At 71.0% G+C, this 12,048-nt stretch carries 12 protein-coding genes; 7 read left to right on the forward strand and 5 right to left on the reverse strand.

What is annotated here, in order from left to right; translation table 11 throughout:
• The first annotated feature begins 63 nt into the window (after window positions 1–63).
• The 4 genes from trpS (at window position 64) to ASF78_RS14400 (ending at window position 3,821) form a co-directional block, all read left to right on the forward strand.
• Window positions 64–1,104 (forward strand): tryptophan--tRNA ligase, encoded by a 1,041-nt coding sequence (gene trpS / locus ASF78_RS14385; protein WP_056590554.1) that lies wholly within the window; start codon window positions 64–66, stop codon window positions 1,102–1,104.
• Complete coding sequence (locus ASF78_RS14390) at window positions 1,101–1,673, forward strand: 2'-5' RNA ligase family protein (protein ID WP_056590557.1); 573 nt, start codon at window positions 1,101–1,103, stop codon at window positions 1,671–1,673. Before trpS ends, ASF78_RS14390 begins: the two co-directional genes overlap by 4 nt.
• 9 nt (window positions 1,674–1,682) lie before the next feature.
• Window positions 1,683–2,705: a YihY/virulence factor BrkB family protein gene (locus tag ASF78_RS14395; protein ID WP_056590560.1), complete on the forward strand. Its 1,023-nt coding sequence runs from the start codon at window positions 1,683–1,685 to the stop codon at window positions 2,703–2,705.
• A gap of 120 nt (window positions 2,706–2,825) precedes the next feature.
• Window positions 2,826–3,821, forward strand: coding sequence for a YihY/virulence factor BrkB family protein (locus ASF78_RS14400; protein ID WP_056590564.1), 996 nt, complete (start codon window positions 2,826–2,828; stop codon window positions 3,819–3,821).
• 6 nt (window positions 3,822–3,827) lie between these two features.
• Here ASF78_RS14400 and ASF78_RS14405 read toward each other — a convergent pair whose 3' ends face one another.
• The 5 genes from ASF78_RS14405 to sdhC form a co-directional block, all read right to left on the reverse strand.
• Window positions 3,828–4,586 carry an aminoglycoside phosphotransferase family protein gene (locus ASF78_RS14405; protein WP_235518585.1) on the reverse strand — a complete coding sequence of 253 codons (759 nt, stop codon included), beginning with the start codon at window positions 4,584–4,586 and terminating at the stop codon, window positions 3,828–3,830.
• Window positions 4,587–4,676: 90 nt separating this feature from the next.
• The gene (locus ASF78_RS14410; RefSeq protein ID WP_056590570.1) at window positions 4,677–5,453 is read right to left on the reverse strand and encodes a succinate dehydrogenase iron-sulfur subunit; all 777 of its coding nucleotides are present in this window, start codon (window positions 5,451–5,453) and stop codon (window positions 4,677–4,679) included.
• Window positions 5,453–7,303, reverse strand: a complete 1,851-nt coding sequence (sdhA, locus tag ASF78_RS14415) for a succinate dehydrogenase flavoprotein subunit (RefSeq protein ID WP_056590573.1) — start codon at window positions 7,301–7,303, stop codon at window positions 5,453–5,455. Before sdhA ends, ASF78_RS14410 begins: the two co-directional genes overlap by 1 nt.
• A gap of 35 nt (window positions 7,304–7,338) precedes the next feature.
• The gene (gene sdhD, locus ASF78_RS14420) at window positions 7,339–7,797 is read right to left on the reverse strand and encodes a succinate dehydrogenase, hydrophobic membrane anchor protein (RefSeq protein WP_056590576.1); all 459 of its coding nucleotides are present in this window, start codon (window positions 7,795–7,797) and stop codon (window positions 7,339–7,341) included.
• Complete coding sequence (sdhC, locus tag ASF78_RS14425) at window positions 7,797–8,204, reverse strand: succinate dehydrogenase, cytochrome b556 subunit (protein ID WP_082495065.1); 408 nt, start codon at window positions 8,202–8,204, stop codon at window positions 7,797–7,799. The genes sdhD and sdhC overlap by 1 nt, the downstream gene beginning before the upstream one ends.
• A 152-nt stretch (window positions 8,205–8,356) precedes the next feature.
• On the opposite strand from sdhC, the gene ASF78_RS14430 reads away from it, so the two are divergent.
• The 3 genes from ASF78_RS14430 to ASF78_RS14440 all read left to right on the forward strand — a co-directional run bounded on the left by ASF78_RS14430 (window position 8,357) and on the right by ASF78_RS14440 (window position 12,038).
• Window positions 8,357–9,457, forward strand: a complete 1,101-nt coding sequence (locus ASF78_RS14430) for a mannose-1-phosphate guanylyltransferase (RefSeq protein ID WP_056590581.1) — start codon at window positions 8,357–8,359, stop codon at window positions 9,455–9,457.
• A 105-nt stretch (window positions 9,458–9,562) separates the two neighbouring features.
• Window positions 9,563–10,735, forward strand: a complete 1,173-nt coding sequence (locus tag ASF78_RS14435) for an amidohydrolase (RefSeq protein WP_056590585.1) — start codon at window positions 9,563–9,565, stop codon at window positions 10,733–10,735.
• A gap of 208 nt (window positions 10,736–10,943) precedes the next feature.
• Window positions 10,944–12,038 (forward strand): BMP family protein, encoded by a 1,095-nt coding sequence (locus tag ASF78_RS14440; RefSeq protein WP_056590588.1) that lies wholly within the window; start codon window positions 10,944–10,946, stop codon window positions 12,036–12,038.
• The last annotated feature ends 10 nt before the right edge of the window (window positions 12,039–12,048 follow it).

The raw sequence follows: 12,048 nt of genomic DNA on the forward strand, positions 1-12,048 counted from the left end.
GCCCCGTCCCCCTCCCTCGGGAGCGCCGGCACGCCGGTCCTCCCGCCCTGACAGAATGGTCCGATGGTCTTGGCGCCGCACCAGTCGCGCATCTTCTCGGGGATGCAGCCCACGTCCGACTCCCTCCAGCTGGGCAACTACCTGGGCGCCCTGACCCAGTGGGTCGCGCTCCAGGAGGAGCACGACGCCATCTACTGCGTCGTCGACCTGCACGCGCTGACGGTCAGCCCCGACCCGGCGGTGCTGCGCGACCGCACCCGGCGGACGGCTGCCCAGTACCTCGCGGCCGGTGTCGACCCGGACCGGTCGATCCTGTTCGTGCAGTCGCAGGTGCCCGAGCACGCCGAGCTCGCCTGGTTGCTCTCGTGCCACACAGGCTTCGGTGAGGCCAACCGGATGACGCAGTTCAAGGACAAGTCCGGCAAGCACGGGACCGACGGCACGACGGTCGGGCTGTTCACCTACCCGGTGCTCATGGCGGCGGACATCCTGCTGTACGACACGACGCTCGTACCCGTGGGGGAGGACCAGCGCCAGCACCTGGAGCTGACCCGGGACCTCGCGCAGCGGCTGAACTCACGGTTCGGTCCGGACACCGTCGTCGTGCCCGAGCCGCACATCGTCAAGGCGACCGCCAAGATCTACGACCTGCAGGACCCGACCGCCAAGATGAGCAAGTCGGCGGAGAGCCCGAACGGCCTGATCGAGCTGCTGGACGACCCGAAGGTCGTCGCCAAGCGGATCAAGTCGGCGGTGACGGACGCGGAGCGGGAGATCCGGTTCGACCCCGAGGCCAAGCCTGGCGTCTCCAACCTGCTGACCATCTACTCGGCGCTGACCGGCCGGGAGATCCCGGCACTCGAGGCCGACTACGCGGGCAAGGGCTACGGCGACCTGAAGGTCGACCTGGCGAACGTCGTCGTCGACTTCCTCACACCGTTCCAGGCCCGCGTGCACGGGTACCTCGCCGACCCGGCGACCCTCGACGAGGTCCTGTCCGACGGTGCCGACCGGGCGCAGGACCTCGCCCGCGGCACGCTCGATCGCCTCTACGACCGCAGCGGTCTGCTGCCTCGTCGCGCACGCGCCCGGGTCGGCGCGTGAGACTGCCGGAACGCTCCGGCAACCAGGTCCGGATCGGGGTGGCCATCACCGTGCCCGAGCCGTACGGCACGGTCCTGCAGGCCGCGCGCGCCCGGTTCGGGGACCCGTGGGCGGAGTTCATCCCGCCGCACATCACCTTGCTGGGTCCGACGGTGATCGAGCACGACGAGATCCTCCCCGTCGACGAGCACCTGGCCGCTGTCGCCGCGCGGCACGCACCCTTCGTCGTGTCGTTGCGCGGGACGGCGACGTTCCGGCCGATCTCGCCGGTGGTCTTCGTCCAGGTCGTCGACGGTGTCACCGGCTGCGAGGGGCTGGAGGGCAGCGTCCGGTCGGGTGTGCTCGACCAGGAGCTCCGCTTCCGGTACCACCCGCACGTCACGGTCGCGCACGAGGTACCTGACGAGCAGCTCGACGCGGCCTTCGCCGGTCTGGCCGACTTCGACGCCTCGTTCGTCGTCGACAGCTTCCACAGCTACGCGCACGGTGACGACGGAGTGTGGCGGCCCGCGCGGGACTTCAGCCTGACCGGGTCGCCCGCGGATGCCGGGGTCGGCACCTCGACCTAGGGTCGGGACATGACGGCCGACGGCACCCCTGAGCAGGACCGGACAGGTCCCGCCGCCGGTGCGGGCACCGCGCACGCGCGTGCCGCGGCAGCAGCGCCGGACCCGCAGGAGGCGCCCCCGAAGCGGTCGGTCGTGGACCGGGCGAAGGCCCTGTTCGCGTGGTGGCAGCACACGCGTCCTGCTCGGGCGAACGCGCGGTTCGGTGCCCGCGGCGGCGGGGTGCTCACCGGCGGGATCGCGTACGCGGCGCTGTTCTCGGTGTTCGCCGCACTGACCATCGGCTACACGATCTTCATGGCCGTCCTGGGCAGCAACGACGAGCTGCGGCAGAAGGTGCTGGACGCGCTGGACGAGTCGCTGCCCGGCCTCATCAAGACCGGCGACGACAGCAGCGGGATGATCGACCCTGACTCGCTGGTGCTCAGCGGCAGCCTCACGGTGACCGGGATCATCGCGGTCGTCGTGCTCCTGCTGAGCGCGATCGCGGCGATGGCAGCCCTGCGGCTCGCGGTCCGGGCGATGTTCGCGTCCGAGGGCGCGGGAGGCAACGCGGTGCTCGGCAAGGCCCGGGAGCTCGGTGGGTTCGTCGGCATGGCGTTCGCGGTGCTGCTGTCCGCCGTGCTCACCACCGGTGTCGCCAGCGCGGCGTCGTGGATCCTCGACTCGCTCGGCTGGGGCGGCTCCACCACGGTCGTCCTGCGGGTGGTCGGCATCCTCGTCGCGTTCGTCATCGACGCTGCCATCTTCCTGCTCGTCGTCACCGTGCTGGCCGGCGAGCACGCGCCGTGGCGGGACCTGCGCTGGGGGGCGGTCATCGCCGGCGTCGGCATCGGGGTGGTCCGCATCCTCGGGACGGAGGTGGTCGCCGGGAGTGTGAACAAGAACCCGCTCTTCACGTCGGTGGCCGTGATCGTGACCCTGCTGGTCTGGGTCAACCTCATCGCCCGCATCGTCCTGCTCGCGGCCGCGTGGACGGCGAACCCCCCGTTCGTCGAGCCGGCGGCCAAGGAGGAGCCGGCCCTCGCCACCTGACTCCGCGCAACGTCCGCACATCCGGTCGTCAGGACGCTCGATCGTGCGGACGTACGGGGCGCCGGCGAGCGGCCGGGTGGGTGCCTGTACCGCATGGGTGGGCCGCCCTAGGGTCAGGCCATGTCAGCCCACGAGACAGGTCCCGCGGCCGCGACCGGGTCGGCGCAGGTGCGTCCCGACGCAGTCCCGCCAGCGACTGCACGGGCCGCGGACGGGCCGTCGCTCACCGTCCGCGGCAAGGCGGCGTTCGTGTGGTGGAAGCACACCCGGCCCGGTCGGGCGAGTGCGCGGTTCCGCGCCCGCAGCGGCGGCGTCCTCTCCGGAGGGATCGCCTACGCGGCGCTGTTCTCGGTGTTCGCGGCACTGACCATCAGCTACACGACGTTCGTCGCGGTCCTCGGCGACAACGACGAGCTGCGCGAGAGGGTCCTGCAGGCGGTCGACGACACCTACCCCCACCTCCTCGACACCGGCGACGGGCTGGGCGCCATCGACCCGTCCGTGCTGGAGCTGTCCGCCAACCTGACGGCGGCGGGCATCGTCGCGGTGGTCGTGCTGCTGCTCAGCGCGATCGCGGCGATGACGGCCCTGCGCAGATCGGTGCGCGCGATGTTCGCGACCGAGCTAGGCGGCAACCCGATGCTCGGCAAGGCGCGCGACCTCGGGGGGTTCGTCGGGATGTCGTTCGCGGTGCTGCTGTCGGCGACGCTGACCACCGGCGTCGGGACGGTCGCGTCGTGGATCCTCGACGCCCTCGGCTGGGACGGTCTGACGACCCTCGTCCTGCGGGTGGTCGGCATCCTGGTCGCGTTCGTGATCGACGCCGCGCTGTTCGTGCTGGTCGTCACGGTGCTGGCCGCGGAGCACCCGACCTGGCGGGACGTGCTGCGAGGTGCGGCGATCGCGGCGACCGGCCTGGGGATCGTGCGGACGCTCGGCACGACCGTGGTCGCGGGCAGCGTGAGCACGAACCCGCTGTTCGCGTCCGTCACCGTGCTCGTGACGCTGCTCGTGTGGGTCAACCTGATCGCTCGCATCATGCTGCTGGCAGCCGCCTGGACCGCCGACCCGCCGTACGTCGAGCCTCCGGGCACACCGCAGGAGTCCACCGGCTGACCCGGTTCACAGCGCGGCGTGCAGCTCCGGCAGCCGCGAGGCCAGGACCGCGAGACGGGCACGGGTGGCCGCGGGCTCACCGGCCTCTCCCAGCCGGAGCATCCCCGGGTCGCCTGCCGCCTGCGCCGCCGCGATCCGGTTCGCCGACTCCGTCATGCGGATCGTCACGCGGTCGAGCACCGCGTGCGGGTCGAGCGCGCCGTACCCGTCCGCGATGGTGCGCAGGACGTGCGCGACCTCGGCTGCGTCGGCGTCGGGGAACAGGACCGCCGTGTTCCACGCGAAGATCGCCACGTCGTCCAGCGGGATCCCCGGGCCGGCGACGTCCCAGTCGAACACCCCCGCCAGGTCGTCGCCGTCGAACGCCATGTTGTACATCGCGCTGTCGTGGTGGCAGACGATCTCGCCGGGGGCCAGAGCGCGCTCGACGAACCGCCAGCGACGGCTCTCCCGCGGGAAGCCGGCGACGGCCGCGTGGTACGACCGCAACCACTGCATCGCGGAGCGCACCTGGGCGTCGCTGAGCGTCTCGCGGCCGATGTCGAGCACCCGCCCGGGCAGGAACGTGAGGATCTCCCGGTCCTTCTCGTCGATGCCGAGGACCCGGGGGATGCGGGGGAGGCCGGTCGTGGCGAGGAAGTCGAGGAGCTCGTGGATCGCGGGGGTCCACGGGCCGGTCGGGCGGCGGACCGTGTCACCGACGCGCACGGCCCCGCCGACGTTGCCCCCGGGCAGCAGGATCTCGTCGTCAGGCCCGTTGTTCACGTCGGGCAGGCTACCGGGCGACCTGCCCCCGCCATCCAGAGGAACCGCCGAGGATTCGTCGGCGGGACCTCGGGATCGTGGGGGCGGGGGTCAGAAGGCGCGCGTGATCATCGCGCGCTTGACCTCTTGGATCGCCTTCGTCACCTCGATGCCACGCGGGCACGCCTCGGTGCAGTTGAAGGTCGTGCGGCAGCGCCACACGCCCTCCTTGTCGTTGAGGATCTCGAGGCGCTGGGCCCCACCCTCGTCGCGGCTGTCGAAGATGAACCGGTGCGCGTTGACGATCGCGGCGGGCCCGAAGTACTGCCCGTCGGTCCAGAACACCGGGCACGACGAGGTGCACGCGGCGCAGAGGATGCACTTGGTGGTGTCGTCGAACCGTTCGCGCTGCTCGGCGCTCTGCAGGCGCTCCTTGGTGGGCTCGTTCCCGGTGGTGATGAGGAACGGCATGATCTCGCGGTAGGAGGCGAAGAACGGCTCCATGTCGACGACCAGGTCCTTGATCACGGGCAGGCCCTTGATGGGCTCGACGATGATCGGCTTGCTGGGGTCGAGGTCCTTGAGCAGCGTCTTGCAGGCCAGCCGGTTGCGGCCGTTGATGCGCATCGCGTCGGACCCGCACACGCCGTGCGCGCAGGAGCGACGGAACGTCAGCGAGCCGTCCTCCTCCCACTTGACCTTGTGCAGGGCGTCGAGGACGCGGTCGGTGCCGTGGGCGCGGACGGTGAACTCGTCCCAGTACGGCTCGGGGGCGCCGGCGCCGTCGTCGGGGAGGTAGCGCCGGATCTTCAGCGTGACGTCGAAGCTGGGGATCGCCCCGGCTGCTGCGTTCTGGGGGGCCGCGGCCCGGTCGAGAGTCGCAGTCATCAGTACTTACGCTCCATCGGCTGGTAGCGGGTCATCGTGACGGGCTTGGAGCCCAGCACGAGCTGGTAGTCGTCGAACACCGTGGTGTGCGCGAAGGAGCCCTTGTGGTCGCCGTCGCCGTCGGTGCCCCAGAGCCGGTGCCCCTTGACGGGCAGCGGACGCCGGTAGGCCATGGTGTGGCGCATGTAGTTCTTGTCGTCGCGGTCCGGGAAGTCCTCGCGGAAGTGCCCGCCGCGCGACTCGTCGCGGTTGAGGGCGCCGACGACGACGGTCTCCGCGATGTCGAGCAGGAAGCCCAGCTCCACGGCCTCCAGGAGGTCGGTGTTGAACATCTTGCTCTTGTCCTGCACGGACACCCGGCGGAACCGCTTGTGCAGCGCCTTGATGTCCTCGAGCGCCTGGGTCAGCGACTCCGAGGTGCGGAAGACCTGGGCGTTCAGGTCCATGGTCTCCTGCAGCGCCTTGCGGATGTCCGCCACGCGGTCGCCGTCGGGACGCGTGCGGATCTCCTCGAGCCCGGCGACGACGGTGGCCGCGGGGTTCTCGGGGAGCTCCACGAACGACGCGGTCGATGCGTAGGCGGCGGCGGAGATGCCGGCCCGCTTGCCGAACACGTTGATGTCGAGCAGCGAGTTGGTGCCCAGGCGGTTGGAGCCGTGCACGCTCACGCACGCGACCTCGCCGGCGGCGTAGAGGCCGCGGATGACGTCGGTGGAGTTGCGCAGGACCTCGGCCTCGATGTTGGTGGGGATGCCCCCCATCGCGTAGTGCGCCGTCGGGTACACCGGCACGGGTTCCGTGTACGGCTCGATGCCGAGGTACGTCCGCGCGAACTCGGTGATGTCCGGGAGCTTGGCGTCGATGTGCGCCGGCTCCAGGTGCGTCAGGTCGAGCAGCACGTAGTCCTTGTTCGGACCCGCGCCGCGTCCCTCGCGCACCTCGTTGGCCATCGACCGGGCGACGATGTCGCGCGGTGCCAGGTCCTTGATGGTCGGGGCGTAGCGCTCCATGAAGCGTTCGCCCTCGGAGTTGCGCAGGATGCCGCCCTCGCCGCGCGCGGCCTCCGACAGCAGGATCCCGAGCCCGGCCAGACCGGTCGGGTGGAACTGGAAGAACTCCATGTCCTCCAGCGGGATGCCGCGGCGGTACGCCAGCGCCATGCCGTCGCCCGTGAGGGTGTGCGCGTTGGAGGTCGTCTTGTAGATCTTGCCCGCGCCGCCGGTGGCCAGGACCACGGACTTGGCCTGGAAGACGTGGATCTCGCCGGTGGCCAGCTCGTAGGCGACGACGCCCGAGACGTTGACCTCCTCGCCGTCCGGCACGTGGCCGGCCGCGAGGTCGTGGTCCACCAGCAGGTCGAGCACGTAGAACTCGTTGAAGAACTCGACGTCGTTCTTCACGCACTGCTGGTAGAGCGTCTGCAGGATCATGTGGCCGGTGCGGTCCGCGGCGTAGCAGGACCGGCGCACGGCCGCCTCGCCGTGGTTGCGGGTGTGCCCGCCGAACCGGCGCTGGTCGATCTTGCCCTCGGGCGTCCGGTTGAACGGCAGGCCCATCTTCTCCAGGTCCAGCACCGCGTCGATGGCCTCCTTGGCCATGACCTCGGCGGCGTCCTGGTCCACCAGGTAGTCACCGCCCTTGACGGTGTCGAACGTGTGCCACTCCCAGTTGTCCTCCTCGACGTTGGCCAGCGCGGCGCACATGCCGCCCTGCGCCGCGCCCGTGTGGGAGCGCGTCGGGTAGAGCTTGGAGATGACGGCCGTGCGCACGCGGGTCGAGGACTCCAGGGCCGCGCGCATGCCGGCGCCGCCCGCGCCGACGATCACGACGTCGTACTGGTGGGTCTGCATCGGTGTCGATGCCTTCCTGTTTCTGGGGGGAGGAGCTACGCCGTGCAGAACGAGGGCAGCAGGTCCGCCGGGGAACCCGACGGGCACGGGTCGAACGTGAAGATGACGAGCGTGCCGAGCACGACGACGACCACGAACGCGAGGTACAGCGACGCCTTGAGGGCCAGGCGCACCCCGTCGCGCTCCGCGTAGTCGTTGATGATCGTCCGCACGCCGTTGGTGCCGTGGATCATCGCGAGCCAGAGCATCAGCAGGTCCCAGACCTGCCAGAACGGCGACGCCCACTTCCCGGCGACGAAGCCGAAGTCGATCGCGGAGACACCCTCACCGGCGACCAGGTTGACGAACAGGTGCCCGAAGATCAGGACGAGGAGGATCACGCCGGACGCTCGCATGAACACCCAGCCGTAGAGCTCGGTGTTGCCGCGCGTGGTCAGGCGGGCGGGGCGGGGCTTCGGGGGCCGCGGGGCCTTCGGGTCGGCGATGGTGGTCATCACTCGCCTCCGAACACGTGCATGAGGTGCCGGGGCAGGAAGCCGGCCATGGTGACGACGAACAGGCCCATCACGACCCAGAGCATCACGCGCTGGTACTTGGGACCCTTGGCCCAGAAGTCCACGAGGATGATCCGGATGCCGTTGAACGCGTGGAACACGATGGCGGCGACGAGGCCGGCCTCACCGATGCCCATGATCGGGTTCTTGTACGTGGCGATGACGTCGTTGTACGCCTCGGGGGAGATGCGCACGAGCGACGTGTCGAGCACGTGCACGAGCAGGAAGAAGAAGATGGCGACGCCGGTCACGCGGTGGGCGACCCACGACCACATGCCTTCCCGCCCGCGATAGAGCGTTCCGGCGGGTACCTTCCGGGCGGCCGGCGCTGGGGGCGCTGCAGGCACTGGGCCCTCCTGGCGAGTCAGAGGTGCGGACGACGGCGTCCTTGTCTCGTCAACTGTAGTGAACCGATCAGTACGCAACCCGTCGGCAGAGGCCGCTTGTGAGGTATTGCACAGCGTCGAGCGCGATCACGGGGCTCGCTACCCTGGCGCCCATGTCGCTCACGATCCCCGGATTCCACGCCGTCGTCCCCGCCGGTGGGGCGGGCACACGCCTGTGGCCGCTGTCGCGCGCGGGTCACCCCAAGTTCCTGCTCGACCTCACGGGATCGGGTCGCACCCTGCTGCAGGCGACCGTCGACCGTCTGCTCCCGCTCACGGGCGCCGGGGGCGTGCTCGTCGTGACCGGGGCCCGCCATGCCGACGCGGTCGCCGCCCAGCTCCCCGAGCTCGGGGCCGCCGACGTGCTCGCGGAGCCGTCGCCCCGTGACTCGATGGCGGCGATCGGTCTGGCCGCCGCCGTCCTGCTCGAGCGGCACGGCGAGGACGTGGTCCTCGGGTCGTTCGCCGCCGACCACGTCATCGACGGGACCGAGGCGTTCGAGCGGACCGTGCGCGAGGGCGTGGTGGCGGCCCGGGCCGGGCACGTCGTGACGATCGGCATCGCCGCCACGGGCCCGTCGACCGCGTTCGGCTACGTCCGTTCGGGGGCGTCGCTGGACCTGCTCGACGCCCCGAGCGTGACGCGTGCCGCCGGTTTCACGGAGAAGCCCGACGCCGTGACCGCGACCGCGTACCTGGCGACCGGCGAGTACCGCTGGAACGCCGGCATGTTCATCGTCCGGGCGCGGGTGCTCCTGGACCACCTGGCCGCCCAGCTGCCGACCCTCGCGGCCGGTCTGGGGGAGATCGCGGCCGCGTGGGACGGGCCGGACCGCGGAGAGGTCCTCGAGCGCGTGTGGCCGGGGCTGACCAAGATCGCGATCGACCACGCCATCGCGGAGCCGGTCGCCGCGGCGGGCGGGGTGGCCGTCGTGCCGGGCGACTTCACGTGGGACGACGTCGGCGACTTCGACTCGCTCGCGCAGCTGCTCGCGTCCGACACGCTCGGCGACGAGGGTCTCGCCCTGCGGATCGACGCCGACGGCGCGTTCGTCGTGCCGGGCTCCGGCAGGACGGTGTCCGTGGTCGGGCTGTCCGACGCGGTGGTCGTCGACACGCCCGACGCGGTCCTGGTGACCACGCGCGCGCACGCGCAGTCCGTGAAGGCGGCGGTCGACGCCTGGCGGGCACGGGGGCGCGAGGACCTGCTCTGACGCGGACACGATCCACTGACCCCGCCGGTCGCGGCTAGGGTCGAAGTCGTGCCCGTTCCCCTCGTCGCTCCGCTGACCAGCCTCCGTCCCGACCCGTCGGAGCCCATGTCGGCACGGCTCGCGGCCCTGGTCGCGGAGCTGCGCGACGAGCTCGTCGAGATCCGACGCGACATCCACGCGCACCCGGAGCTCGGGCGGACCGAGGTCCGGACCACCAAGGTCGTCGCCGAGCGGCTCAGCGCCGCCGGGCTCACCCCGCACCTGCTGCCGGGCAGCGGCCTGGTCTGCGACATCGGTCCCGGACCGGCGGCGAGCGGACGCAAGCGCATCGCCCTGCGGGCGGACCTCGACGCGCTGCCCGTCCAGGAGACCAGCGGGGTGCCGTGGGCGTCGACCGTCCGGGGCGTCACGCACGCCTGCGGCCACGACGTGCACACGACCGCGGTCCTCGGCGCGGGCCTGGCGCTCGCGCAGGTCGCCGACGAGCTCCGCACCGGCGTGCGGCTGGTGTTCCAGCCCGCCGAGGAGGTGCAGCCCGGGGGTGCGCTCGACGTGGTCGCCGCGGGCGGCCTGGACGGCGTCGCGGAGATCTACGCGTTCCACTGCGACCCGAAGGTGGACGTCGGGCAGGTGGGGACGCGCATCGGGCCCATCACGTCCGCGAGCGACGAGGTGACCGTGACCATCTCCGGGGCGGGCGGCCACACGTCGCGCCCGCACCTGACCGGCGACGTCGTCTTCGCGCTCGGCCAGGTCATCACGCAGGTGCCGGCGATCCTGGGCCGGCGGCTGGACCCGCGCTCGGGCGTCAACCTCACGTGGGGTGCCGTGCAGGCAGGGTCGGCGCACAACGCGATCCCCGCGACGGGCACGGTGAAGGGGACGCTGCGGTGCCTCGAGGTGCGGGCGTGGGAGAAGGCGTCGGAGGTGTTCCACTCGGCGGTCGAGCAGGTCGTCGCACCCCTGGGGGTGACCGTCGACGTCCGGCACCACCGCGGGGTGCCGCCCGTCGAGAACGCGGAGCACGCCACGGGGATCCTGGAGGCCGCCGCGCGCGACGTCCTGGGCGCCGGGTCGGTGCTGCTGACCGAGCAGTCTCTCGGCGGCGAGGACTTCGCCTGGTACCTGACGAAGGTGCCCGGGGCGATGGCCCGCCTCGGCACGCGGACGCCCGGCGGCCACACCTTCGACATCCACCAGGGCGACTTGCGCGTCGACGAGCGCGCGATCGAGGTCGGCGCCCTGCTCCTCGCGCGGACGGCAGTTCTCGCTGGCTGAGACGGAAAGTCCGTCACCTGGGCGTTCCCATACCAAGTCGGTAACGGAACCTGGGCGGATACCCACCGGTAACCTGCGCGACACGTCCTGGTCGTTATGGTCCGAGAATCAATGCCGGGCAGCCCCAGACCTTGTGGTGGCACACCGTCGTGCCACCCGCACGGTCGGCCCAGCCGGACCGGCTGCTGACGAGATTCAGGAGAGTCGCGTGAAGAAGATCATTCGAGTGGCCGCGCTCGGCGGGGCGGTCGCCCTTGCGCTTGCGGCGTGTGGCAGTGCACCGGAGGAGACCGAGGAGACGACCGGCGGCGAGACCGCCGCCAGCGTCGACTTCAAGGCGTGCATGGTCTCGGACGCGGGCGGCTTCGACGACAAGTCGTTCAACCAGTCCGGCTTCGAGGGCCTCACGCGTGCCGTCGAGGAGCTCGGGATCGAGGAGGCTCACGTCGAGTCCGCCTCCGACACCGACTACACCCCGAACATCGATGGTCTCGTCGCCGAGAACTGCGACCTGATCATCGGCGTCGGCTTCCTTCTCGAGGACCCGATCCAGGCGGCCGCCGAGGCCAACCCGGACGTCAACTTCGCGCTCGTCGACAGCTCGTTCTCCGACGCGGACTTCGCGCCCGTGACCCTGGAGAACGGCAAGCCGATCCTGTTCGACACCGCGCAGGCCGCCTACCTCGCCGGCTACGCCGCCGCGGCGACGTCCACCACCGGCAAGGTCGCGACCTTCGGTGGCATCCAGATCCCGTCCGTCACGATCTTCATGGACGGCTTCGCCGACGGCGTCGCCAAGTTCAACGAGGACAACGGCGGCTCGGTCCAGCTCCTCGGCTGGGACAAGGCGACCCAGCAGGGTGTCTTCGCCGGCAACTTCGACAGCCAGGACGACGGCAAGAACATCGGCCAGTCCTTCATCGACCAGGGCGCGGACATCATCATGCCCGTCGCCGGCCCGGTCGGTATCGGCACCGCGTCCGTCGCCGAGGCGGCCGGCAACGTCGCGATCATCGGCGTCGACGCCGACTGGTACGAGACCACCGAGTACGGCCCGATCGTCATGACCTCGGTCATGAAGGAGATCGGCCCGGCCGTCTTCGACACGATCAGCGAGGCCGTCGACGGCAACTTCAGCTCCGAGGCGTACGTCGGCACGCTGGAGAACGAGGGCCTCGGCCTGGCGCCGTGGCACGACTTCGAGTCGAAGGTGCCCGCGGACGTCGTGACGAAGATCGACGAGCTCAAGGCTCAGATCATCTCCGGTGAGATCACGGTGGAGTCCGACGCGACGCCCAGCTGATCCAGCACGC

This window comes from Cellulomonas sp. Leaf334, assembly GCF_001424195.1.
In the GTDB taxonomy this organism is placed as follows: domain Bacteria; phylum Actinomycetota; class Actinomycetes; order Actinomycetales; family Cellulomonadaceae; genus Cellulomonas.

Coding starts and splice junctions, on each gene's coding strand:
- trpS (WP_056590554.1), top strand. CDS start 64: ATGGTCTTGGCGCCGCACCAGTCGCGCATCTTCTCGGGGATGCAGCCC.
- ASF78_RS14395 (WP_056590560.1), top strand. CDS start 1,683: ATGACGGCCGACGGCACCCCTGAGCAGGACCGGACAGGTCCCGCCGCC.
- ASF78_RS14400 (WP_056590564.1), top strand. CDS start 2,826: ATGTCAGCCCACGAGACAGGTCCCGCGGCCGCGACCGGGTCGGCGCAG.
- ASF78_RS14410 (WP_056590570.1), bottom strand. CDS start 5,453: ATGACTGCGACTCTCGACCGGGCCGCGGCCCCCCAGAACGCAGCAGCC.
- sdhA (WP_056590573.1), bottom strand. CDS start 7,303: ATGCAGACCCACCAGTACGACGTCGTGATCGTCGGCGCGGGCGGCGCC.
- sdhD (WP_056590576.1), bottom strand. CDS start 7,797: ATGACCACCATCGCCGACCCGAAGGCCCCGCGGCCCCCGAAGCCCCGC.
- ASF78_RS14430 (WP_056590581.1), top strand. CDS start 8,357: ATGTCGCTCACGATCCCCGGATTCCACGCCGTCGTCCCCGCCGGTGGG.
- ASF78_RS14435 (WP_056590585.1), top strand. CDS start 9,563: ATGTCGGCACGGCTCGCGGCCCTGGTCGCGGAGCTGCGCGACGAGCTC.